Genomic DNA, 21,449 nt, shown 5'->3' on the forward strand with positions numbered 1-21,449 from the left:
AGACCCTAGTGGGGTGAGGATGGGGATGAGGCGGGATTATTCAACTGGAGGCGGAAGTGCAAGCGGAGCCGGGGCCGATGGCCGGTTCTTTTCGGGAGAACGGGACTTCACGACGGATCCTCCGGGACGAGACGCTGCTCGTGCTGGCTCTCTCGCTCGGGGCGAGCGGTGTGTCCGCGCTGATCAGCTTTGTCGGGTCGGTCACCAAGCCCGGCGGTCTGAAGGACCAGGCGGCGACGATGAACACCTCGGCGGCGCCGGGGCGGCCGTGGCTTGATCTCGCGTGGCAATTGTTCGGCATCGCCACGGCGTTGGTGCCGGTCGCGCTGGTCGCGCACTTCCTGCTGCGGGAGCGCGCGGGGCTGCGGACGATCGGATTCGACCGGACGCGGCCGTGGCCGGACCTGGGGCGCGGCGCCGCGGTCGCAGCGGTGATCGGCAGCACCGGCATCGCCTTCTACCTGGCCGCCCGCGGGCTCGGCTTCAACCTCACCGTGGTGCCCGAGGCGTTGCCCGAGGTGTGGTGGAAGTATCCCGTCCTCGTGCTGTCCGCGGTGCAGAACGCGGTCCTCGAGGAAGTGATCGTCGTCGGCTATCTGCTGCGCAGACTCGGGCAGTTGGGGTGGACGCCAGTGGCCGCGCTGGCGGGCAGTTCGGTGCTGCGGGGCTCGTACCACCTGTATCAGGGCATCGGCGGGTTCCTCGGGAACGTCGCGATGGGTGTGGTCTTCGTGCTGCTCTACCGCAGGTGGGGCCGGGTCGGACCGCTGGTCGTGGCCCACTCCCTGCTGGATATCGGGGCGTTCGTCGGCTACGCCCTGCTCGCGGGAAAGGTGGGGTGGCTGCCGACGCCTGCGTGAGGCGGGTCCTGTCGGATACGACGCTGTGGGGACGTACGAGATTTCGTACGTCCCCACAGCGCTGTACGGGGTCGTGCGTCAGGTGCGCTACTGGCTCTACGTGTGCGGTGTCGGTGTTACGTGTGCGGTGTGCGGTGTGCGTATGCGGTGTGCCGTCAGGCGAAGAGCTCGCCCTCGATGACCGTGACCGCCCGGCCCCTCAGGACGGTGCGGTCGCCGTGCAGTCGGGTGCGGACCAGGCCGGTGCGGGCCGAGGCCTGCATTCCGGTCAGCTCGGTGCGGCCCAGGCGCTCGGACCAGAAGGGCGCGAGGACGGTGTGGGCGCTGCCCGTCACCGGGTCCTCGTCGATGCCGAGGCGCGGGAAGAAGCAGCGCGAGACGAAGTCGTAGCCATCGGCCGGGTCCTCGGCGCGGGCCGTGGCGATGATGCCGCGTTCGGAGTGCCGGACGAGGGCCTTGTGGTCCGGAGTGAGGGACCTGACCGTCTTCTCGTCGGCGAGCTCGACCAGCAGGTCGCCGACCTGGCGGCCCGTGTCGTACGCGCTGAGCGGCTCGGCGCCCAGGGCCTCGGCGATGCCGTCCGGGACGTCGGCCGCGGTGAGCGGGGCGGTCGGGAAGTCGAGGGCGAGGGAGCCGTCGTCGTGCGCGGTCGCGGTGAGGACGCCGCTGCGGGTGGCGAAGCGGACGGGGCCGGACGCGGCGCCGGTGCTGTGCAGGACGTGCGCCGTGGCCAAAGTGGCATGGCCGCAGAGGTCGACCTCGGCGGTGGGCGTGAACCAGCGCAGCGCCCAGTCGGCGTCGCCGCCCGCGGGGAGCCGGTGGGCGAAGGCGGTCTCCGCGTGGTTGACCTCCCTGGCCACGTGCTGCAGCCACGTGTCGTCCGGGAAGGCGTCGAGGAGCAGGACTCCGGCCGGGTTGCCCGCGAAGGGGCGGTTCGTGAAGGCGTCGACGATGCGGATGCGGTGGGAAGTCGGCATGGGATGACGGTAGAGGGCCGCGGAATGCCGGGGGTAAGGCCAATCTCGGGTCGCTGGACTGGATCGAGGATGGACTGGGGTTGTCAGGCGAACTGTTCCGATATATCGTTGACGCATCGCGACAGATTCGCGACTGATCAAAGATCGGGCTTACCGATCGACCACACCACGTCGATGACAGAAGATCGACGACCCCGAGGAGTGATCGTTATGCGTTCCCACGGTTCTGAACACGAGCATGGACGCGGCCATGGACACGGCCGCCGCGGCGGCCCCGAGGGCCGGGAAGGCTTCGGCCGCGAAGGATTCGGCGGCTTCGGCGGCTTCGAGGGGCGGCGCGGCGCGTTCGGTCCCTTCGGCCCCGGATTCGGGGGACCGGGCGGCCCCGGTGGACCGGGTGGTCCCTGGGGCGGTCGCGGCGGGCGCGGTGGACCGCGCGGCAGGGCGCGGCGCGGCGACGTGCGCGCGTCGATCCTGGCCCTCCTCAAGGACCGGCCCATGCACGGCTACGAAATGATCCAGGAGATCGCCGAGCGCAGCGGCGGGGCGTGGAAGCCCAGCCCCGGCTCGGTCTACCCCACCCTCCAGCTCCTGGAGGACGAGGGTCTGATCAGCAGCGCGAGCGAGGGCGGCAAGAAGCTCTTCTCGCTCACCGAGGCAGGCCGTACGTCGGCCGAGGAAGGCCCCGACGCGCCTTGGGAAGAGGCTGGGCGCGGGGTCGACTGGGACACGCTGAACGAGATCCGGCAGGCCGGTTTCGGTCTGATGGAGGCGTTCGGCCAGGTCTGGAAGACCGGCAGCAAGGAGCAGCGCGAGAAGGCGGTCACCGTCATCAACGACGCCCGCAAGAAGCTGTATCTGATCCTCGCCGATGAGGACTGAGCGGGTGGAGGCCGACGGCTCCCCGCCACGGACGAGGCGCCCCGCACGCATGGTGTGGGGCGCCTCGTTCTCTCTGTGGCGGCCGTTCTTCTACGGAGGCGGAGGGGATCGGGCCCCCTGCGGAGACCGGGCGGGTCAGGGTCCCTGCGGCGGGCGGGTGGGTCAGACCGTCACCAACCCGTCCAGTTTGCGCAGCGACTCGTTGAGAGCGGCGGTCGCCGAGTCCTTGAGCTTGCCCGCCATGAGGGACACGGCGGCGCCGGTGAACTCCCCCTCGATGCGGACCAGCGTGCCGGAGCCCTCGGGTGAGAGGGAGTAGCGCGTGCCGACGTTCACGCCCATGGGTCCCTTGCCCGCGATGGCCAGGACGCGGGCGGGCTCCAGCTCCTGGATCGTCCAGTTGACCTCGGCGGGAAAGCCCATCAGCTTCATGTTCTCCACGAAGGTGCCGCCCGCCTCCAGGGTGGTGGGGCCGCCCTGGGGGAAGCTCGTGTGCGTGGAGTTCCACTCGCCGTACGAGGAGAAGTCGGTGAGCTGGGCCCAGACCTTCTCGGCGGGCGCCTCGATGCGTGCTTCCGCGCTGACTTCGGCCATGCGGCCACCCCTTCCCGTCGGACGCTGCGACGGCCGCAGCTACGGTGTCGCGGAACGTAGCCGCAGGGCCTGGAACATTCAATACTGATGAACTGTCAGGTTCGGCGGCCGGGGTGCGGCTCAACCGACCCGCCGTATCACCGCCGCGTCGAAGAGATCCGACGCCCGCGGGAACGGCCCCTCGTCGTGACAGTGCCATGCCTCCCAGAACAGGTCGGCGGGCAGTGCGTCGTCGGGTGCGTACACCCGGTACACGTACTGTCTGCCGTCGAGCGCCGGCAGGGCGACCATCCAGCACCTGTCCTTCATGCATGTCTCAGACGTGTGCTGCCGCAGCGCGGTTGCGTGACCGCGCGCGGCCCGATGGCACACCCGGAGGAGGCGCTCCGATGGATCTCATCCGTAAGGAGGACAACCGACGCGCCCGTGCCCACCCTGTGTCGGACGCGAAGATGCTTCCCGCCGCCGATGCATATGCCCCCAGGGGTTGATGTGGTGGGAGATGTGCAAAGCCGTACCCCGCCCGGTGCCGAACCCGGCCCGAACCGAGCAGAACTCGACTCGCGAGCAGAACTCGACCCCAGGCTCAGCCCTGAGCTGGCGTCCGTGGTGGCCGGTGCGCGCCGCCGCGCCCAGCGGGACGGGGACCGGCAGATCGACACCGCGCACCTGCTGCACTCCCTCCTGGAGGCCGACCCGGAGGTGCGCGCCGTCTTCGAGAGCGGCGCGCAGGTGGTACGCGTCCTCGGCTATCTCGTCCAGCGCAGCATCGGCTACGGCCTGCAGTGGCAGGGCACCGTCGAGGACTCCGGCGCCGTGCCGGTGGTGACCGCCGCCCCCGAGGCGGGCTGGTCACCGGCCGCCACCACCGCGATGGACGCCGCACTCGAACGCGCCGAGCTGCGCGGGGAGCCGCGCGCCCTCGGCATGGACCTGCTCGCCGGACTCGTCACCGACCCGGACTGCCGCGCCGTCGAGGTCCTCGGGCGGGCCCGGGTCGAAGTCCCGGCGCTGCTGCGGCGCATAGAGGCGGGATGCAGGCAGTACGCGTCCGGTGCAGGCGGTCACGGGTACATCGGAGGGCCGGGCTCCGGCTGCTGATCGCGGCCGTTCGATCGCGGCTGTCTGATCGCGGCTGTTGATCGCGGCGGGACGTCCGCCGGTTGAGACAGCGGTCAACAGGGGTGAAGGTCCTGACGCCGCCTGCCATGATGTGCCGGTGCAAGCGTCAGAGGGGCTACAGGAGAGCCGGGCGAACCGGGCGAATCCGGCCGCCACGGGAGGACCGGGCGGCCAGGACGAGGGCGGCGGCAGGGGCGTCGGGCTCGGCCTCGCCCTGGTGTCGGCGGTCACCTTCGGCGGCTCCGGGGTCGCGGCGAAGCCACTGATCGAAGCGGGGCTCGACCCGCTGCACGTGGTGTGGCTGCGGGTGGCGGGCGCCGCCCTGGTGATGCTGCCCGTGGCCTGGCGCCACCGCGGACTGCTGCGCAGCAGGCCCGCGCTGCTCGCCGGGTTCGGTCTGCTCGCCGTCGCGGGCGTCCAGGCCTGCTACTTCGCGGCGCTCTCGCGCATCCCCGTCGGGGTCGCCCTGCTGATCGAGTACCTCGCGCCCGCGCTCGTCCTCGGCTGGGTGCGCTTCGTGCAGCGGCGGCCCGTCACGCGGGCGGCCGCGCTCGGGGTGGTGCTCGCCGTCGGCGGGCTCGCCTGCGTCGTCGAGGTGTGGGCCGGGCTGGGCTTCGACGCCGTGGGACTGCTGCTCGCGCTCGGTGCCGCCTGCTGCCAGGTCGGCTACTTCATCCTGTCCGACCAGGGCAGCGACGCGGGCGACGACGCCCCGGACCCGCTCGGCGTCATCGCGTACGGCCTGCTGGTCGGTACTGTCGTCCTGACCGTGGTCGCGCGGCCGTGGGGCATGGACTGGTCGGTGCTCGCGGGCGACGCGGACCTGGACGGTTCGGCCGTACCGGCCTGGGCCCTGCTGGCCTGGATCGTGCTCATCGCCACGGTCGTCGCCTACTGCACCGGCGTACTGTCCGTGCGCAGGCTCTCGCCTCAGGTGGCGGGCGTCGTGGCCTGCCTCGAAGCCGTCATAGCGACCGCCCTGGCCTGGGTCGTCCTGGGCGAACACCTCTCGGCGCCGCAGGTCGTCGGCGGCGCGGTGGTGCTCGTGGGCGCGTTCATCGCCCAGTCTTCGGCGCGGGCCGAGCCCGCGGGCCCCGCGGGTGGCGGCGGTGCCGACGGCGACGGTGGTGTCCCGGCATCCGAAACGGAGTTGTCGCGCATCGGCGGCGCGTCCTAACGTGCTGATCATGCACGCACGAGCGCTCGTTCTTCCGCCCCCCGCCGCCTAGCGGCGGGACGCCCACGGATCTCGCCCGGCCCGAGGGCCGGGCGGAACGGTGCTGCCCGCAGACGGAGCCAGATATCCCTCTCTGCTGCGGAGAACTCACGTGTCACGCCTGTCGAGCTCGACATCCGACATGTCCACCTCCTCTGTTCCGAATGGGGCTGCCGTGCGTGGCGCCGCCGCCCTCGGGCTTCCCGTCGGGCGGGGCCTCCTCTATCTGATCGTCGCCGGAACCGCGTGGGGCACCGCGGGGGCCGCGGCCGCGCTGGTCTTCGAAGCCGGTGACATGGGCCCGGTCAGTCTCTCCTTCTGGCGGTGCGCGGGCGGGTTCGTCCTGCTGCTCGCCGCCCGCGCGGCCATGCGGCCGGTGCGTGCGCGCCGAACCGCCCCGCGCGTCACTCCCCGCGCCGCGCATGCCGTGCCGCTGAGCCTCAGGGTGCGCCGGGTCGTCGCGACGGGCGTGGCCCTCGCGGTGTTCCAGACCGCCTACTTCGCGTCCGTCGAGGCGACCGGACTCGCGGTCGGCACCGTCGTCACCATGGGTTCGGGGCCCGTCCTTATCGCGCTCGGCGCGCGCCTGACGTTGGGGGAGCGGCTCGGGCGGGGCGGCGCCGTCGCCGTCATGGGCGCCCTCGCCGGGCTCGTCGTGCTCGTCTTCGGGAGCGGTGCGGGCGGTGCGGGCGGCGGTGGTGGCGGTGGTGGCGGTGGTGCGACCGTGCGGCCCGACGGTGTCGTCTGGGGGCTCGTCTCTGCGGCCGCGTACGCCGCGATGACGCTGCTCACGCGGCGGTGGGGGCGGAACGGCGGGGCCGACTCGTCCGACACCACGGTCTGGGCGTTCGCCGTCGTCTCGCTCTGCCTGCTGCCGTTCGCCCTGGTCGAGGGGCTGCTGCCGCACACTGCCGAACCCGTACGTGTGGGCCTCTACTTGCTGTACATCGCCGCCGTGCCGACAGCGGTCGCGTACGCGCTGTACTTCGCCGGGGCGGCCGTCGTGCGCTCCGCGACCGTCTCCGTGATCATGCTTCTGGAGCCGGTGGGCGCCGCGGTCATCGCGGTCGCGCTGCTCGGCGAGGCACTGACGGCGGCGACCGTCGCGGGCACGGCCCTGATGCTGGCCGCGGTGACGGGGCTCGCGGTCGCGGAGACGCGGGGTGCGGTGGCGGGGCGGCGGTGTCCCTGATCCGGCAGGGCAGGGGTGACGGTGATCCGGCAGGGGTGACCGTGATCTGGCAGGGGTGACGGTGATCCGGCAGGGTGACCGTGATCCGGCAGGGTGACCGTGATCTGGCAGGCGTGACCGTGATCTGTCGGAAGCGGCCGTGATCTGTCGGCGGTATGTCGGTGGCGGGTGCGAGCTTGAGTGGGTGGTTGGTGCTCATGAGTCGGTTCTGTGGACCAGCCCCCATGCGATGCGCCCGTCCCGCGAGCACGCCGCCCGGAGAACGACCCGAGTACGAGGAGCCCGTCGTCACCATGCCTTCCCAGCCTCACCCTTACCCTCACCCTCAGCCTGAACCCCGCCCGTGGGACGTCCACCGGCTGCCGTCCGCCGAAGGCAGGGCCTTCCTGGTCACCGGCGGCAACGCCGGGATCGGCTACTTCGTCGCGGAGCAGCTCGCCGCGACCGGTGCCGACGTCGTACTCGGCAGCCGGGACGCGGCGAAGGCCGACGCCGCCATGGCCTCGATCCGCTCGCGCGTCTCCGGCGCGCGCCTGCGGCACCTGCCACTGGACCTCGCCGACCTGTCGTCCCTCAAGGCCGCCGTGGACAGGCTTGACCTCGATCATCTCGACGCCGTGGTGCACAACGCGGGGGTCGCGCTCGACGACCCGCCGCGTCGGGAGACCGGGGACGGCCATGAGTTGATGTTCGGCACCAACCACCTCGGCCACTTCGCACTCACCCAGTGGCTGGCACCTCTGCTGTCCGCCGCTCCGGGCGGCCGCGTCGTGACGGTGGGCAGCTTCGCGGCGCGGTCCGAGCGGCTGGATCTGGACGACCTGCAGTCGGCCCGGGACTACCGGCCCAAGCGCACCTACGGCCGGTCGAAGCTGGCGCAGATGTACTTCGGCTTCGAACTCGATCGCCGCCTGCGTGCCCTCGGCAGCACGGTGCTCAGTGCGGTGGCCCACCCGGGCGGCGCGCTGGACTCCCTCACCCCCTCCCGCGCCCCCGTGCACGTGACCACCCCCGGCGAGCGGCTGCGCGCCCTGCCCGCCGGGCTGTTGGTGCAGGGAAAGGACGCCGGGGCGTGGCCCATCGTCCGTGCCGTCCTCGACCCGGAGGTCCGGGGCGGGCAGGTGTGGGGTCCGAGGGTCTTCGGCCTGCGGGGCGCGCCGCGGCTGGAGCCCGTCCCCGCGCACATGGCGGATCCGGCGGTCGCCGCGCAGCTGTGGGCCGCCAGCGGTGAGCTGACCGGCACCGATCCGGGACTCGGCTTCCAGTAGGCGCGGTTACTGGTTACTGGTTACGGGATCACAGCGAGGCCAGGTAGTCGGGCACCTCGATGCCCGGTGCGAGGTCCGCCGAGGGGATCAGGTCGCCGTGCGTCGCGCGCAGCGGGACCACCCCCGACCAGTAGGGCAGGGCCATGTCCTCGGCGTCGTCGTTCGGGCCGCCGGTGCGCGCCTTCGCCGACACCTCGTCGAGGTCGAGTCGGAGGACGGCGGTCGCGGCGAGCTCCTTGGCGTTGGCGGGGCGCGAGTCGGCGGCGCGGCCCGGCACGACGTGGTCGACCAGCGCGTCAAGTGCGGCCCGCTTCTCCTCCGGGTCCGTGACCGGGCGGGCGGTGCCGTGGACCACCACGGAGCGGTAGTTGATCGAGTGGTGGAAGGCCGAGCGGGCCAGGACCAGGCCGTCGACGTGGGTGACGGTCAGGCATACCTGCAGCCCCGGCTCCGGCTCCTGCTCCTGTCCCGGCTCCCGTCCCGGCTCCTGCTCCTGCGAGGAGGCGGCTTCCGCCATGCGCAGCGGCCTGGACCCCGTCGAGCCGTGCACGTACAGGCGGTCGCCCACCCGCCCGTAGAGCGTCGGCAGCACCACGGGGGCGCCGTCGCGCACGAAGCCGAGATGGCAGACGTAGGCCTCGTCGAGTATCGCGTGCACCGTTTCGCGGTCGTACGAAGCGCGCTCCCGCGAGCGGGTGGGGATCGTGCGGTCGGTCGGTGTATAGGCGGCGCTCTGCGGCGGCGTGGTGTCGGTGGTGCTCGGCGTCGTCTGCATGGCTCTCCTTGTACTGCTTGCTGTGCCGCTTCTCCGGCTTGCGGCAGCTATTGCACTAGTGCATAATCTGGTTTGTGCTAGGAGAGTATCCGATCGAAGGTCGGCGCGCAGCCGAGATTGCCGCCAGCGTGGAGCGAGCGGTGGGTGACGGCGGCCTGGAGCCGGGTCAACTGCTGCCGCCCATGCGGGAGTTGGCGACGCGTCTCGGGGTGAATCCCAATACTGTGGCGGCCGCCTACCGCACCCTGCGCGAACGCGGGGTCATCGAGACGGCCGGGCGACGCGGCAGCCGCGTACGTGCGAAGCCCGCCACCACCACGCGGGAACTCATCCGGGTGGACGCGCCGCCCGGGGTGTGCGACGTCTCCAAGGGCAATCCGGACCCGAAGCTGCTGCCCCCGCTCGGCGCGGCCTTCGCGGCGGCCGCGGCGCAGAGCGACCGGCAACCCGTCCTCTACGGAGAGGCCGCGGTGGACCCGGAGCTCGAACGGCAGGCCCGCATGGCCTTCGACGCCGACGGCGTCCCCGACGCCCCCCTCGCCGTCACCTCCGGATCACTCGATGCCATCGAGCGGGTGCTCGCCGCCCACCTCAAGCCCGGCGACGGGGTGGCCCTGGAGGATCCGGGCTGGGGGAGCCTGCTCGACCTCGTGTCCGCCCTGGGGCTGCGTGCGGTCCCGGTGGGCGTGGACGACGACGGGCCGCTGCCCGCCGACGTGGAGCGGGCGCTGGCGTCAGGCGCCCGGGCGGCCGTCGTGACGGACCGGGCGCAGAACCCCACGGGCGCCGCCGTCACCGCTGCACGCGCGCGTGCCCTGCGAAAGGTGTTCGCCGCCCACGAGGACGTGCTGCTCATCGAGGACGACCACGGCCACGGCATCGTCGACCTGCCGCTGCACCCGCTGGCCGGGGCGACCCGCACCTGGGCCCTCACCCGTTCGACCGCCAAGGCGTACGGCCCCGACCTGCGGCTCGCGGTGCTCACGGGCGACGCCGTCACCGTCGACCGGGTGCGCGGGCGCCAGCGGCTCGGGCCCGGCTGGGTGAGCCGGCTGCAGCAGCGCGCCGTCGCCCGGCTCTGGGCCGATGGCGCGGTCGACGCCCGTGTGGTGGCGGCGTCCTACGGGCGGCGGCGGGACGCGCTGATCTCGGCGCTCGCCGAGCGCGGTGTTCTCGCGTACGGGCGCAGCGGCCTGAACGTATGGGTGCCGGTGCCCGACGAGACCGGGGCGGTCGCCCGGCTGCTGCACGCGGGCTGGGCCGTGGCTCCTGGGGCGCGCTTCAGGCTGGCGACGCCGCCCGGGGTGCGGATCACCGTGGCGGCGCTCGACGACGAGGGCATCGCGGCGGTGGCGGACGCCGTCGCCGCCGCGACCGGCCCCGCGCCCGCGCGCCGCTACGACTGACGGGGCGGCCGGGCTGCCGCGCTCGTCGTGGGACGGCGTGGCCCGGACCCGGCGGCGATCCTCCCGCCGCGCGGCCTGGACTGGGTGAGGGCCGCACCCGCCAGAACGATGACCGCGCCGACCGGCGTCGACCAGCTCAGGGATTCGCCGAGCACCGCGACGCCCGCGGCGGTGGCGATGACGGGGACGAAGTACGTGACCATCTGGGCGGTGGTCGGGCCGACTTCGGAGACCAGTGCGTACTGCAGCAGGAAGGCGACCCCGGTGCCGAGGGCGCCGAGGGCCACGACCGCAAGCAGCGGCACGACCGGGAAGTGTGCGGGCATCGAAGTGAACAGCGGTGTCACCACGGCCAGTTCGACGGACGCGATCAGCAACTGGCCGCCGGAGAGGGAAAGGTTCGAGTGCCCGGCGCCGGCCAGCGTGCGGCGCACGTAGATCCAGCCGACCGGGTAGCTGAGCGAGGCGAGCAGCGCCATGGTCATGCCGCGGAGATCCACCCCGCTGAAGCCCTGCCACGCGCCGAGCACCGTGAGCACCCCGAAGAAGCCGAGGCCCAGGCCCGCGACGCGGCGGCGGGTCGGCCGGTCCTCGGAGAGCGCGACGAGAGAGAGCGCCATGCCCCACAGGGGCGACGTCGCGTTGCATATCCCGGCGAGCGTCGACGGGATCGTCAGCTCCGCGTACGCGAAGAGCGAGAACGGCAGGGCGTTGAGCAGGAAGGCCGCCACCGCCAGATGCAGCCAGGTCCGCACCCCGCGCGGCAGTCGCTCCCGCTTCACCACGAGCACGGCGGCGATCACAAGGGTGCCGAACACCAGCCTGCCCAGGGTGACCTGGAACGGTGCGTACCCATCGGTGCCCACCTTGATCAGCAGGAAGCTGAAGCCCCAGATCAGGGAGAGGACGCCGAAGCGGATGCGCCAGTCGAGGGCGGGGCGCCCGGAGGCGTCGCTCTCGGCTCGCGCGCGGGTGGAGTCGGCGGGTGCGGGTGCGGGTGCGGGGGCAGGCGCGGGCACGGGCGCGGGGGAGCCGGTGGCCGGTGGGGCGGCTGACCGGGGCGGCGGGGGTGCGGTGCTCATGCGTCTCACGATGGACCCTGACGATCTCGTAGCACAAGTGAGTTTTCGTATGGCGTATCGCGTAGCATCACTTACATGTTGAACCTGGAGCGCCTGCGCACCCTCGACGCCCTCGCCCGGCACGGCTCGGTCAGCGGCGCGGCCGCGGGTCTGCACGTCACGACGTCGGCGGTCTCGCAGCAGATGACGAAGCTGGAGCGGGAGGTGGGCCAGCAGCTCTTGGCCAAGAACGGCCGGGGCGTGCGCCTGACCGACGCCGGACGGCTGCTCGCGGAGCACGCCGCGCGGATCCTCTCGCAGGTCGAGCTCGCGCAGGCGGACCTGGAGGAGCAGCGCGGCAAGGCGGTCGGTGAGCTGCGGATCTCCGCGTTCCCCACGGCCGCGCGGGGCCTGATGCCCGCCACGCTGTCCGCACTGCGCACCGACCACCCCGGGCTGCGGGTGAGCTGTCAGGAGATGGAGCCGGTGCCTGCCGTCGCGGCCGTGGTGCGCGGCGACATCGACATGGCGATCGTCCTCGACTGGTACAACAAGCCGATGCCCATCCCGGACGGCCTGGTCAAGGCGCCTCTTCTCGACGACCCCGCGGATGTCGCGATGCCCGCGGCGCACCCCCTCGCCGACCGCGCCGAAGTGGACCTCGAGGAGTTCGCCGACGACGAGTGGATCACCTGGGCGGAGGGCGAGTTCTGCCATGAGTGGCTGATGTTCACGCTGCGTGGCAAGGGCATCGAGCCGCGTATCGCGCACCGCGCGGAGGAGCACCACACCCAGCTCGCGCTGGTCGCGGCGGGTCTGGGCGTGTGCGTGGCACCGCAGTTGGGCCGCGACCCGATGCCGACGGGCGTGCGCACGGTGCCGGTCCGGCACCGGGTGCGGCGGCATGTGTACGTGGTGTGGCGCGCGGACGCGGACCGCCGCCCCTCGATCAGGGCGGCGGCGGAGGCCCTCAGAGCCTGTCTTTGAACCCCCGTCTGCGCCCCGACGCCCGGCACGCACGCTCGGCGCACGGTGTCCCAGGACAGGTGGCTCCGCCACATGACCTGGAACTCCGCACACCGATCGCACGCACCGACCGCCGCTGCGCCCGCGCTTCGCGCGGACGACGGGGGTTCAAAGACAGGCTCTCAGGGCGGCGGGGGCGGGGTTGCGGTAGGGCCTCAGCCGATTTCCTAGGGGCGCATGTCGGCTTCCCGGGTGCCCATATCGACTTACCGCGGGCCGATATCCGCCAGTTTCCTGAAGTCCCACGACGCGACGGCGTCCGGTGTCAGCCGGGCCCACGCGTGGCGGCCGTCGTGCGGCATCTCGTCGAGGCCGAAGACCTTGCGGGCGAACAGCCGCTCCGGGGCGTCGAGTTCGGGGCACGGCTCGCCGGTGCGCGGCGCCTCGCCGACGAAGGTCACCGAGCCCGAAAGCTCCACGCCGCGCAGCTCCCCGTACTCCTCACCGGTGTCGATCACCACGGCGATCCGCGGGTCCTTGCGCAAGTCGGCCCAGCGCTTGCTGCGGGTGACCGAGTACAGCCACAGCGAGGTGCCGTCCCAGGCGAACCAGAGCGTGCTGACGTGCGGGGCGCCGTTCGGGGACACGGTCGCCACCCGGCACGTGCGCTCCGCGGTGAGGAAAGCGTCGAGCTCGTCCGGCGTCATCATGATCCTGCGGCCCCGGCGCTGCGTGACGGCCATGTGTGGTCCCTCCCGAATGGCGATCCGGCCGTACGGGTCCGCCGTGCGGTCGGCCTGGTGGTCCTGACTGTGTGTCAGTAACCGTGCGCCAGGAAAGGATGAGGGCTCTTCCCTCGTGGCGCAATGGCCGTTAGCCTCGCGCGCACTCCGGGCCCGGGAGGGCGCCGGCCCGCCGACCGGCGTCCCGGACGCCCGTGACAAGGGGGAGCCATGCCGTCGTACGAGCAGCTCAGGGAACTCCTCGACCCCGCCACCACCGCCCTGCTGACCGTCGAGTGCCAGCAGGGCGTCGTCGGCACGGAGAGCGCCCTGCCCGAACTCGCCGCGGCAGCACGGGCGTCGGGCGCGCTCGGCAATGTCGCCCGCCTTGTCGCCGCGGCGCACCGGAGCGGTGTGCAGGTCCTGCACGCGGTCGCCGAGCGGCGGCCCGACGGCCGCGGGGCCAACCACAACGCCCGGCTCTTCCGCGCTGCCGAGCGGCTGCCCGTACGGCAGCTCTCGGGCACCGCCGCCGTGCGGATCGCGCCGCCGATCGAGGTCTCCGACGAGGACTTCGTCGTACGCCGTCTGCACGGCCTCTCACCCGTGGCGGGCACCGACGTGGACCCCCTGCTGCGCAATATCGGCTGCCGCACCCTGCTGGTCACCGGCGTCTCGGCCAACGTCGCGATCCCGAACGCCGTGTTCGACGCCGTGAACCTCGGCTACACCGCCGTCGTGCCCGCCGACGCCATCGCGGGGGTCCCTGCCGACTACACGCCCGCGATGGTCCGCAACACCCTCGCGCTCGTCGCCACCGTCACCACCACGGACGAGGTCCTCGGCGCCTGGAAGCGGCCCGATCCAGACGACAGGTCCTAGGCCAGCTCGATGGAGCCGCCCGTCACGGTGATCTCGGCCGACGGCAGCGGTTTCGGCGCGGGGCCGCCCTTCACGCTGCCGTCGGTGATGTCGAACCTGCTCCCGTGACACGGGCAGTTGATGGTGCCGCCCTCGACGCTCGACACCGGGCACTGCTTGTGGGTGCAGCGGTTCGAGAAGGCCTTGAATTTGCCCGCGGTGGGCTGGGTGACCACCACGCCCGCGTCCTCGAAGATCTTGCCGCCGCCCACCGGGATGTCCGACGTGTGGGCGAGGGCGTCCCCTGCGGCGCCCGCGGGTTGGGAGGAGTTCTTGTCGTCGCTGCCGCTGCCGCCGCAGGCGGTGAGAGCGGCGGCGCACCCCGCGGCGCCGAGCGTGGCCATGACGATACGGCGGCTGGGCCCGGCGGCCGGCCCGGAGGCGGTCTCTTGGGAAGGTGTCATGGCCAGTGGTACGCGGCCGCGGGCCGCGGTGTTCAAACGGTCAAGGTTCAACGCCCCGATGCCGACGTCGCCAGGTGCCCGTTCAGGAAGTCCAGTTCGAGCCGCAGCAGGTTCGCCGCCTGGTCCTCCTGGCTCACCAGATGGCTCGCGCCGGACAGCGGCAGCACGGTGTGCGGGCGGCCCGCGGCAAGGAGCGCCGAGGAGAGCCGCAGCAGGTGGACGGGGAGCACATTGTCGTCGGACATCCCGTGCACCAGCATCAGCGGCCGCCTCAGCCGGTGGGCGTGTGCGACCAGCGAACATTTCTCGTACGCGGCTGCCTGCACGTCGGGATGGCCCAGGTAGCGCTCCTTCCAGTGCGTGTCGTAGAGGCGCAGGTCCGAGGGGGCCGCGCCCGCCACCGCCGCGTGGAAGACGTCGGGCCGGTGCAGCACGGCGCCCACCGTCAGATATCCGCCGAACGACCAGCCCCGGATGCCGACCCGCTCCAGGTCGAGGTCGGGGAACCGCTCCGCGGCCGCGTGGAGCGCGTCCACCTGGTCGTCGAGCACGGGCGTCAGCTGGTCCCCGCGTACCGCCAGGGACCAGTCGTCGCCGCGCCCTGGCGTGCCGCGCCCGTCCGTGATCAGCACCGCGTAGCCCTGCTCGGCGAACCACTGGGCCACGACCGTCCACCACGCGCGCGCGTGGACCACGAGTTGCATTCCCGGACCCGCATACGGGGAGAGCAGCACCGGCAGCTTCCCGCCGCCCGGCTCGTACCAGGACGGCAGATACAGCGTGCTGCGCAACTCCCGCTTGCCGAGCGTGAGATGGCGGGGGCGCGGGGGCACGACCGGCTCCTCCGCGTACACGGCGATCCGCCCGGTGGGCTCGCCGCCGCGCAGCACGGTCACGGTCTGCCCATCGGGAGTCCTGCTGTCGAGGACCACGGTGTCGCCTCCGACAGCCGCCGTGTGCACGCCGGGGCCTTCGCTGAGCTGCCGCGGGGCGCCGGAGCCGTCCGCGTGCTCGAACGACCAGACCCAGACGTGCACCTCCGTCGGCTCGATCGAGGCGGTGAACCACAGGCGCTCGCCCGCGGCGGCGAGGACCTCGCGCACCTGGAGGCCGCGCGGCGTGCTCGCGTCGCCCACGCGCAGGCCGCGCGTGCGGCCGGGTGCCCGGCCGTGCCGTACGAGTCGGCCGCTGTCCAGGCGCAGCGGGGTGCCCGGCATGAGCTCCAGCCAGGCGGGGTCGCTCCGGTGGTCGACCGTCCGTGTCCCGCCGGTCCGCGGGTCGACCTCCAGGACGTGGACCGAGCGCTGATCGCGGGTCTGCAGCGTGATCAGCGGGCCGTGGGCGTCCCAGCGCGCCGTGGGGACGTAGTCGAAGGCGTCGTCCGTCCACTCCCCGGCGACGTGGTGCTCCGACGCGCGCTCCGGAGTGACCACGGGGATCCGCGTGCCGTCGACGCGCAGGATGTGCAGGGACGTCTCGGCGTTCGCGGTCCCCGACGCCGGATAGCGGACGGCGCGCGGCGCCAGCTCCGGGCGGGCCGGGTCCGAGAGCCACCAGACCCGCACCGGGGAGGCGTCCACGCGCGCGACGAGCAGCGCGTCGCTCTCCGGAGACCACCAGTAGCCGCGCTGCCTGTCCATCGACTCGGCGGCCACATGATCGGCGAGGCCGTACGTGACCTCCGCGCTCTCGGGCTCCGCGAGCGCCCTGTCGCCCGTACCGTCGGCGCCGACCACGCGCAGGGAGCCGCCGCAGACGTACGCGATGAGGGAGCCGTCCGGCGAGGGGCGCGGGTCGACCGCCGGGCCCGCCGTGCGGATCCGGCGCGGCGGGCCGCCGTCCGTCGCCACCAGCCAGAGCGCGCCGCCCAGCGTGAAGGCGGCCACGCGCGCGTGGAGGTCGCTCGCGTAGGCCACCACTCCTTGTGAGGCTTCCCGCGCGCGCTCCCGGCGGACCCGCTCCGCCTCGGGCACCGGCCCCGACGTGCCCAGAGCGGCCGGGTCGGCCAGCATGCGTTCGGCCCCGTCCTCGTACAGCCACAGCCTGCCCACCGGGTCGTCGCCCGCGGTCGACCGCACGAACAGCACCCGTTCACCGTCCGGAGAGACCGCGAAGCCGCGCGGCACGCCCAGGGAGAACCGGCGCGTGCGGGCGAACTGCCGAGGAAGGCCGGTTGAGTCCATGCCGGGCACTGTAGGCAGCCGGGCACGTGATCGAACAGCTCGGAGCCCGCAGTAATCTGGGGCGATGCTCAGCGAAGTCACCGCGGTCCGCTACGTCACGCCCCTGCGGGAGGGCGGCTCGCTGCCCGGGGTCGTCGAGGCCGACGACCACGGCAGGTACGGGACGTACGTCATCAAGTTCACCGGCGCGGGACAGGGGCGCAAGACGCTCGTCGCCGAGGTGATCTGCGGTGAGCTGGCCCGCAGGCTCGGGCTGCGGGTGCCGCGGCTCGTGGGGATCCGGCTCGACCCGGTCCTGGGCCTCGGCGAGCCCGATGAGCGGGTGCAGCAGCTGCTCAAGGCCAGCGGCGGCCTCAACCTCGGCATGGACTTCCTTTCCGGCGCCCTCGGCTTCGACCCGCTCGCCTACGACGTCGGACCGGCCGAGGCCGGCCGGATCGTCTGGTTCGACGCCCTGGTCAACAACGTGGACCGGTCCTGGCGCAACCCCAACCTGCTCCGCCTGCACGGCGACCTCTGGCTGATCGACCACGGGGCGAGCATGATCTGGCACCACAACTGGCGCACCGCCGGGACCTCGGCCGCCAAGCCGTACGACGCGTCCGACCACGTTCTCGCCCCCTACGGCCCCGACATCGCGGCGGCCGCCGCCGAGCTCGCCCCCCTCGTCACCCAGGAGCTGCTCACCGAGGTCGTGGCCGAGGTGCCCGAGGAGTGGCTGGCCGACGAGCCGGGCTTCGACGGCGCGGACGAGGTGCGCCGCGCGTACGTGGCGGCACTGCTGCCGCGCGCGGCGACCATCCACGAACGGATCGCGCTGGGCGAGCCGCAGCCGAAGGGGGCCGTCAAGTGAGCGAGCGGGACGTCTTCGAGTACGCGCTGGTGCGCGTCGTGCCGCGGGTGGAGCGCGGCGAGCAGTTCAACGCGGGGGTGGTGGTCTACTGCCGCGCCAAGTCCTTCGTGGCCGCCCGCACGCATTTGGACGAGGCCAAGCTCCTCGCCCTGGATCAGGCGGCCGACGTGCCCGGCATCAGGGCCGCGCTCGGCGCCGTCGAGCGGATCTGCGAGGGCGGGGCCGCCGCGGGCCAGGCCGAGCGGGACGACGCGGGGCGGCGCTTCCGGTGGCTGATCGCGCCGCGCTCCACGGTGGTTCAGCCGGGGCCTGTGCACACCGGTCTGACGGCGGATCCCGAGGCCGAGGTGGACCGCCTCCTCGGCCTGCTGGTGCGGTGAAGAGCCACACCTCACCGGAGCGCCTCTGCGTCACACCTCTCTGTGGGCCGTTGACACCCGGTGCCAGGGCTTCTAGCGTCTCGTCCAGCTGAAGGTACTAAGCGGTCGCTCACCATCGGGGCGTACCGTGGGCCGCACCCCAAGAGTCGTATCCAAGGGCGAGGAGAACCAGCATGTCCACCACTGAGCAGCGCGTCGCTGTCGTGACAGGCGCAGCGCGAGGCATCGGCGCGGCGACCGCCGTACGGCTCGCCGCCGAGGGCCGCGCCGTGGCCGTCATCGACCTCGACGAGGCCGCCTGCAAGGACACCGTCGCGCAGATCACCGCGGCCGGTGGCAAGGCGATCGCCGTCGGCTGTGACGTGTCCGACGAGGCCCAGGTCGAGGCCGCCGTCGCCCGTATCGCCGAGGAGCTCGGCGCGCCGACGATCCTCGTCAACAACGCCGGTGTGCTCCGCGACAACCTCCTCTTCAAGATGAGCGCGACCGACTGGGACACGGTCATGAACGTGCACATGCGCGGCGCCTTCCTGATGTCGAAGGCCTGCCAGAAGCACATGGTGGACGCCAAGTTCGGCCGCATCGTGAACCTCTCCTCGTCGTCCGCGCTCGGCAACCGCGGCCAGGCCAACTACGCCGCCGCCAAGGCCGGCCTGCAGGGCTTCACCAAGACCCTCGCCAAGGAGCTCGGCAAGTTCGGCGTCACCGCCAACTCCGTCGCCCCCGGCTTCATCGTCACCGAGATGACGAAGGCCACCGCCGAGCGCGTCGGCATGGGCTTCGAGGACTTCCAGGCCGCGGCCGCCACGCAGATCCCGGTGCAGCGCGTCGGCCGCCCCGACGACATCGCGAACGCCATCGCCTTCTTCACGGGCGACGCGGCCGGGTTCGTCTCCGGGCAGGTCATGTACGTGGCCGGTGGCCCGCTCAACTGACCTGCAAGACCTGCAAGACCTGCAAGACCTGCAAGACCCGGCAGACCCGGTAGACCCGGAAGGCAGAGGACATGGCTGTGCAGGACAGTGGGAAGGCCGCGCTCGTCACGGGCGCGAGCCGCGGCATCGGATACGGCATCGCGGAGGCGCTGGTCGCCCGCGGTGACCGCGTCTGCATCACCGGACGCAACGAGGACGCCCTCAAGGAGGCCGTCGAGAGGCTCGGCTCCGACCGGGTCATCGGTGTCGCGGGCAAGGCCCACGACGAGGCGCACCAGGCGGTCGCCGTCGAGCGCGCGATGGCGGCGTTCGGCCGGGTCGACTTCCTGATCAACAACGCGGGCACCAACCCGGTCTTCGGCCCGATGGCCGAGCTCGACCTCAACGTGGCCCGCAAGGTGTACGAGACCAACGTCATCTCGGCGCTCGGCTTCGCCCAGCAGACCTGGAAGGCCTGGCAGAGCGAGAACGGCGGCGCGATCGTGAACATCGCCTCCGTCGCCGGCGTCTCCGCCTCGCCCTTCATCGGGGCGTACGGGATGAGCAAGGCCGCCATGGTCAACCTCACCCTGCAGCTGGCGCACGAGTTCGCGCCGAAGGTGCGCGTGAACTCGATCGCTCCCGCGGTCGTCAAGACCAAGTTCGCGCAGGCGCTGTACGAGGGCCGCGAGGAGGAGGCGGCCGCCGCCTACCCGCTCGGGCGGCTCGGTGTGCCGGAGGACATCGGGGGCGCCGCCGCGTTCCTCACGTCCGGCCAGTCCGACTGGATCACGGGCCAGACACTCGTGGTCGATGGCGGCATCTTCCTCAATGCGGGCGTCGGCTGACGAAGGCCGCGTACCCACCGAGTGCGCCGTGTACGCCGCTTTAAGTGACGTACACCCACATCAAGTGCCCTGTCGGCGTTACGGGTTGGTCCGGCAGGGCACTGCGATATTGTCTCCCGATTCCATGGCATGGCCGATCGAGGAGCGAGCGCGTGTTCAGTGAAGTTCCCCCAGCCAAGCGGACCACCAGGGGTCTGCGACCGGTGGCGGCGATCGCGTCCATATCCCTGCTCGCGGGCTGCGGGGTGCTTTCCTCCGAAGGGTCGGACGGCGAGGATCAGGTCACCGTCGGCACGATGAGCGCGCCGAGCACCCTGGACCCCGCCAAGGCCTGGGACAGTTCGTGGGAGCTGTACAGGAACGTCTTCCAGACGCTGCTCAGCTTCCCCTCGGGCGCCACCGAACCCGAGCCGGACGCGGCGAAGTCCTGCGGGTTCAGCGACCGCTCAAGCACCGTCTTCACCTGTGAGCTGCGGGAGGGCCTGAAGTTCTCCGACGGCGACGAGCTGGACGCGGCGGCCGTGAAGTACTCCTTCGACCGTATACGGACCATCGGGGCGAAGGGCGGGCCGACCGGTCTGCTCGGCTCGCTGGACAAGGTGGAGACGAAGGGGGAGCGCACCGTCGTCTTCCGGCTCAAGAAGGCGGACGCGACGTTCCCGTTCGTGCTCGCGACGCCCGCCATGTCGATCGTCGACCCCGTCGAGTACCCGGCGAACAAGCTCCGCGAGGGCGACGAGATCACCGGTTCCGGCCCGTACACCCTCGACGCGTACACCGCGAACGACAGGGCCGAGCTGGTCAGGAACGACAAGTACAAGGGCGCCGCCGACGTCAAGAACGATGCCGTCACCATCCGCTACTTCAAGAAGTCGTCGGCCATGATCGACGCCCTCAAGAACAAGCAGATCGACGTGACGTTCCGGGGACTGGCCTCCAAGGACATCGTCGAGATGCAGGGCAGGGGCAGGCGCGAACAGGACATCGAGCTCGTCGAGGGCTCGGGCACCGAGGTCCGCTACCTGGTGTTCAACACCAAGGACCCGTGGGCGCGGAAGCTGCCCGTACGGCAGGCCTTCGCGCAGGTCATCGACCGCGGGGCGATCGCCCACAAGATCTACAAGGACACCGTCGAGCCGCTGTACTCGATGGTCCCGCGAGGGCTCACGGGCCACGCCACCGGGTTCTTCGACGACTACGGAGACCCCAGCACGGCCAAGGCCAGGAAGATTCTCACCGACGCCGGGATCCACGCGCCGGTCCCGCTCACCCTCTGGTACACCACCGACCGCTACGGCTCGGCGACCGAGCCGGAGTTCGCCGAGATCAAGCGGCAGCTGGAGAGCTCGGGCCTGTTCAGGATCACGCTCAAGAGCCGCCCGTGGACCGAGTTCCAGGAGGGCTACAGCAACGGCGAGTACCCCGTGTTCGGCCGCGGCTGGTTCCCCGACTTCCCCGACGCGGACAACTTCATCGCGCCGTTCGTGGGCCCCAAGAACGTCCTCAACACGCCGTACCCGTCCAAGGAGATCACCGACGAGATCCTGCCGCGCGAGCGCAGGGAGGCGGACCGCGGCGCGGTCATCGACCAGTTCGAGCGGGCCCAGGAGATCCTCGTCGACGACGTCAGGCTGCTGCCGCTGTGGCAGGGCAAGCAGTACATCCTCTCCAGCGAGGAGATCGCGGGCGGCGAACGCGCCCTCGACCCCTCGGCGATCATGATGATGTGGGAACTGCAGCGCAAGACCAGCTGGTAGCGGGCCAGCTGATGGCGGGCCGGGCGGCCGGTCGATTGTCAGTGGGCGCCGGTAGACATCCCACGGTGCTAAGCCGTCAAGCGGCTTCCGGGAGGATCTCCGTTGGCGAGTGGCGGGGGAAGGCCTTCGCTTCGTCGTAGGCCTCTCC

Annotated in this window: 22 protein-coding genes; 14 read left to right on the plus strand and 8 right to left on the minus strand. The window is 72.0% G+C overall.

The annotated features are described in order from the left end of the window. Nucleotides 1-77: 77 nt before the first annotated feature. Nucleotides 78-860, plus strand: coding sequence for a type II CAAX endopeptidase family protein (locus tag ABZ953_RS37185; RefSeq protein WP_361733557.1), 783 nt, complete (start codon nt 78-80; stop codon nt 858-860). Between the two features lie 155 nt (nt 861-1,015). On the opposite strand, the gene ABZ953_RS37190 is transcribed toward ABZ953_RS37185, so the two are convergent. Then, nucleotides 1,016-1,837, minus strand: coding sequence for a PhzF family phenazine biosynthesis protein (locus ABZ953_RS37190; RefSeq protein WP_361733559.1), 822 nt, complete (start codon nt 1,835-1,837; stop codon nt 1,016-1,018). A gap of 210 nt (nt 1,838-2,047) precedes the next feature. Between ABZ953_RS37190 and ABZ953_RS37195 the strand changes: the two genes are divergently transcribed. Beyond that, the gene (locus tag ABZ953_RS37195; RefSeq protein ID WP_361733561.1) at nt 2,048-2,719 is read left to right on the plus strand and encodes a PadR family transcriptional regulator; all 672 of its coding nucleotides are present in this window, start codon (nt 2,048-2,050) and stop codon (nt 2,717-2,719) included. Between the two features lie 162 nt (nt 2,720-2,881). Here ABZ953_RS37195 and ABZ953_RS37200 read toward each other — a convergent pair whose 3' ends face one another. Both ABZ953_RS37200 and ABZ953_RS37205 read right to left on the minus strand, forming a co-directional pair. Beyond that, nucleotides 2,882-3,313: an SRPBCC family protein gene (locus tag ABZ953_RS37200; RefSeq protein WP_361733563.1), complete on the minus strand. Its 432-nt coding sequence runs from the start codon at nt 3,311-3,313 to the stop codon at nt 2,882-2,884. A 120-nt stretch (nt 3,314-3,433) separates the two neighbouring features. After that, nucleotides 3,434-3,622: a hypothetical protein gene (locus ABZ953_RS37205; protein ID WP_361733565.1), complete on the minus strand. Its 189-nt coding sequence runs from the start codon at nt 3,620-3,622 to the stop codon at nt 3,434-3,436. A gap of 195 nt (nt 3,623-3,817) precedes the next feature. Here ABZ953_RS37205 and ABZ953_RS37210 point away from each other — a divergent pair, with 195 nt between their 5' ends. The 4 genes from ABZ953_RS37210 (at nt 3,818) to ABZ953_RS37225 (ending at nt 8,111) form a co-directional block, all read left to right on the plus strand. Continuing rightward, nucleotides 3,818-4,414 carry a Clp protease N-terminal domain-containing protein gene (locus ABZ953_RS37210; RefSeq protein ID WP_361733599.1) on the plus strand — a complete coding sequence of 199 codons (597 nt, stop codon included), beginning with the start codon at nt 3,818-3,820 and terminating at the stop codon, nt 4,412-4,414. 112 nt (nt 4,415-4,526) lie between these two features. After that, nucleotides 4,527-5,612 carry an EamA family transporter gene (locus ABZ953_RS37215; protein WP_361733566.1) on the plus strand — a complete coding sequence of 362 codons (1,086 nt, stop codon included), beginning with the start codon at nt 4,527-4,529 and terminating at the stop codon, nt 5,610-5,612. 214 nt (nt 5,613-5,826) lie between these two features. Beyond that, on the plus strand, nt 5,827-6,843 hold the full coding sequence (locus ABZ953_RS37220; protein ID WP_361733568.1) for a DMT family transporter: 1,017 nt from the start codon (nt 5,827-5,829) through the stop codon (nt 6,841-6,843). A 293-nt stretch (nt 6,844-7,136) separates the two neighbouring features. After that, complete coding sequence (locus tag ABZ953_RS37225; RefSeq protein WP_361733570.1) at nt 7,137-8,111, plus strand: SDR family NAD(P)-dependent oxidoreductase; 975 nt, start codon at nt 7,137-7,139, stop codon at nt 8,109-8,111. Nucleotides 8,112-8,139: 28 nt separating this feature from the next. Here ABZ953_RS37225 and ABZ953_RS37230 read toward each other — a convergent pair whose 3' ends face one another. Continuing rightward, nucleotides 8,140-8,886, minus strand: coding sequence for a pyridoxamine 5'-phosphate oxidase family protein (locus tag ABZ953_RS37230; protein ID WP_361733572.1), 747 nt, complete (start codon nt 8,884-8,886; stop codon nt 8,140-8,142). A 74-nt stretch (nt 8,887-8,960) separates the two neighbouring features. Here ABZ953_RS37230 and ABZ953_RS37235 point away from each other — a divergent pair, with 74 nt between their 5' ends. After that, nucleotides 8,961-10,292 (plus strand): aminotransferase class I/II-fold pyridoxal phosphate-dependent enzyme, encoded by a 1,332-nt coding sequence (locus ABZ953_RS37235; protein ID WP_361733573.1) that lies wholly within the window; start codon nt 8,961-8,963, stop codon nt 10,290-10,292. On the opposite strand, the gene ABZ953_RS37240 is transcribed toward ABZ953_RS37235, so the two are convergent. Further along, nucleotides 10,283-11,374, minus strand: a complete 1,092-nt coding sequence (locus ABZ953_RS37240; protein WP_361733575.1) for a DMT family transporter — start codon at nt 11,372-11,374, stop codon at nt 10,283-10,285. The genes ABZ953_RS37235 and ABZ953_RS37240 overlap by 10 nt on opposite strands. Nucleotides 11,375-11,449: 75 nt before the next feature. Between ABZ953_RS37240 and ABZ953_RS37245 the strand changes: the two genes are divergently transcribed. Further along, nucleotides 11,450-12,340: a LysR family transcriptional regulator gene (locus ABZ953_RS37245; protein WP_361733577.1), complete on the plus strand. Its 891-nt coding sequence runs from the start codon at nt 11,450-11,452 to the stop codon at nt 12,338-12,340. A 245-nt stretch (nt 12,341-12,585) separates the two neighbouring features. On the opposite strand, the gene ABZ953_RS37250 is transcribed toward ABZ953_RS37245, so the two are convergent. Then, nucleotides 12,586-13,062: a pyridoxamine 5'-phosphate oxidase family protein gene (locus ABZ953_RS37250; protein ID WP_361733579.1), complete on the minus strand. Its 477-nt coding sequence runs from the start codon at nt 13,060-13,062 to the stop codon at nt 12,586-12,588. 210 nt (nt 13,063-13,272) lie between these two features. On the opposite strand from ABZ953_RS37250, the gene ABZ953_RS37255 reads away from it, so the two are divergent. After that, nucleotides 13,273-13,923: a cysteine hydrolase gene (locus ABZ953_RS37255; protein ID WP_361733581.1), complete on the plus strand. Its 651-nt coding sequence runs from the start codon at nt 13,273-13,275 to the stop codon at nt 13,921-13,923. On the opposite strand, the gene ABZ953_RS37260 is transcribed toward ABZ953_RS37255, so the two are convergent. Both ABZ953_RS37260 and ABZ953_RS37265 read right to left on the minus strand, forming a co-directional pair. Continuing rightward, the gene (locus ABZ953_RS37260; RefSeq protein WP_361733583.1) at nt 13,920-14,366 is read right to left on the minus strand and encodes a Rieske (2Fe-2S) protein; all 447 of its coding nucleotides are present in this window, start codon (nt 14,364-14,366) and stop codon (nt 13,920-13,922) included. The genes ABZ953_RS37255 and ABZ953_RS37260 overlap by 4 nt on opposite strands. Nucleotides 14,367-14,413: 47 nt before the next feature. Continuing rightward, entirely contained in the window at nt 14,414-16,549 is a 2,136-nt protein-coding gene (locus ABZ953_RS37265) for a prolyl oligopeptidase family serine peptidase (protein ID WP_361733585.1), read from the minus strand. Between the two features lie 64 nt (nt 16,550-16,613). Here ABZ953_RS37265 and ABZ953_RS37270 point away from each other — a divergent pair, with 64 nt between their 5' ends. From ABZ953_RS37270 to ABZ953_RS37290, 5 genes are all read left to right on the plus strand, one after another. Further along, nucleotides 16,614-17,402, plus strand: a complete 789-nt coding sequence (locus ABZ953_RS37270; protein WP_361733587.1) for a HipA family kinase — start codon at nt 16,614-16,616, stop codon at nt 17,400-17,402. Next, nucleotides 17,399-17,782, plus strand: a complete 384-nt coding sequence (locus ABZ953_RS37275) for a DUF3037 domain-containing protein (RefSeq protein ID WP_361733589.1) — start codon at nt 17,399-17,401, stop codon at nt 17,780-17,782. The genes ABZ953_RS37270 and ABZ953_RS37275 overlap by 4 nt, the downstream gene beginning before the upstream one ends. Nucleotides 17,783-17,955: 173 nt before the next feature. Further along, entirely contained in the window at nt 17,956-18,717 is a 762-nt protein-coding gene (fabG, locus tag ABZ953_RS37280; protein ID WP_361733591.1) for a 3-oxoacyl-ACP reductase FabG, read from the plus strand. 71 nt (nt 18,718-18,788) lie between these two features. Next, a complete protein-coding gene (locus tag ABZ953_RS37285) occupies nt 18,789-19,544 on the plus strand; it encodes an SDR family oxidoreductase (RefSeq protein WP_361733593.1) in 756 nt (251 codons plus the stop codon). Nucleotides 19,545-19,696: 152 nt separating this feature from the next. Further along, on the plus strand, nt 19,697-21,301 hold the full coding sequence (locus ABZ953_RS37290; RefSeq protein WP_361733595.1) for an ABC transporter substrate-binding protein: 1,605 nt from the start codon (nt 19,697-19,699) through the stop codon (nt 21,299-21,301). Nucleotides 21,302-21,449 lie beyond the last annotated feature (148 nt).

The organism is Streptomyces sp. NPDC046465, from assembly GCF_040646035.1.
Classification (GTDB): Bacteria; Actinomycetota; Actinomycetes; order Streptomycetales; family Streptomycetaceae; genus Streptomyces.

Excerpts from the sequence above, each read along its gene's own strand:
- ABZ953_RS37185 (WP_361733557.1), top strand. The coding sequence starts at position 78 with ATGGCCGGTTCTTTTCGGGAGAACGGGACTTCACGACGGATCCTCCGG.
- ABZ953_RS37190 (WP_361733559.1), bottom strand. The coding sequence starts at position 1,837 with ATGCCGACTTCCCACCGCATCCGCATCGTCGACGCCTTCACGAACCGC.
- ABZ953_RS37195 (WP_361733561.1), top strand. The coding sequence starts at position 2,048 with ATGCGTTCCCACGGTTCTGAACACGAGCATGGACGCGGCCATGGACAC.
- ABZ953_RS37200 (WP_361733563.1), bottom strand. The coding sequence starts at position 3,313 with ATGGCCGAAGTCAGCGCGGAAGCACGCATCGAGGCGCCCGCCGAGAAG.
- ABZ953_RS37205 (WP_361733565.1), bottom strand. The coding sequence starts at position 3,622 with ATGAAGGACAGGTGCTGGATGGTCGCCCTGCCGGCGCTCGACGGCAGA.
- ABZ953_RS37225 (WP_361733570.1), top strand. The coding sequence starts at position 7,137 with ATGCCTTCCCAGCCTCACCCTTACCCTCACCCTCAGCCTGAACCCCGC.
- ABZ953_RS37230 (WP_361733572.1), bottom strand. The coding sequence starts at position 8,886 with ATGCAGACGACGCCGAGCACCACCGACACCACGCCGCCGCAGAGCGCC.
- ABZ953_RS37240 (WP_361733575.1), bottom strand. The coding sequence starts at position 11,374 with ATGAGCACCGCACCCCCGCCGCCCCGGTCAGCCGCCCCACCGGCCACC.
- ABZ953_RS37245 (WP_361733577.1), top strand. The coding sequence starts at position 11,450 with ATGTTGAACCTGGAGCGCCTGCGCACCCTCGACGCCCTCGCCCGGCAC.
- ABZ953_RS37250 (WP_361733579.1), bottom strand. The coding sequence starts at position 13,062 with ATGGCCGTCACGCAGCGCCGGGGCCGCAGGATCATGATGACGCCGGAC.
- ABZ953_RS37255 (WP_361733581.1), top strand. The coding sequence starts at position 13,273 with ATGCCGTCGTACGAGCAGCTCAGGGAACTCCTCGACCCCGCCACCACC.
- ABZ953_RS37260 (WP_361733583.1), bottom strand. The coding sequence starts at position 14,366 with ATGACACCTTCCCAAGAGACCGCCTCCGGGCCGGCCGCCGGGCCCAGC.
- ABZ953_RS37265 (WP_361733585.1), bottom strand. The coding sequence starts at position 16,549 with ATGGACTCAACCGGCCTTCCTCGGCAGTTCGCCCGCACGCGCCGGTTC.
- ABZ953_RS37270 (WP_361733587.1), top strand. The coding sequence starts at position 16,614 with ATGCTCAGCGAAGTCACCGCGGTCCGCTACGTCACGCCCCTGCGGGAG.
- fabG (WP_361733591.1), top strand. The coding sequence starts at position 17,956 with ATGTCCACCACTGAGCAGCGCGTCGCTGTCGTGACAGGCGCAGCGCGA.
- ABZ953_RS37285 (WP_361733593.1), top strand. The coding sequence starts at position 18,789 with ATGGCTGTGCAGGACAGTGGGAAGGCCGCGCTCGTCACGGGCGCGAGC.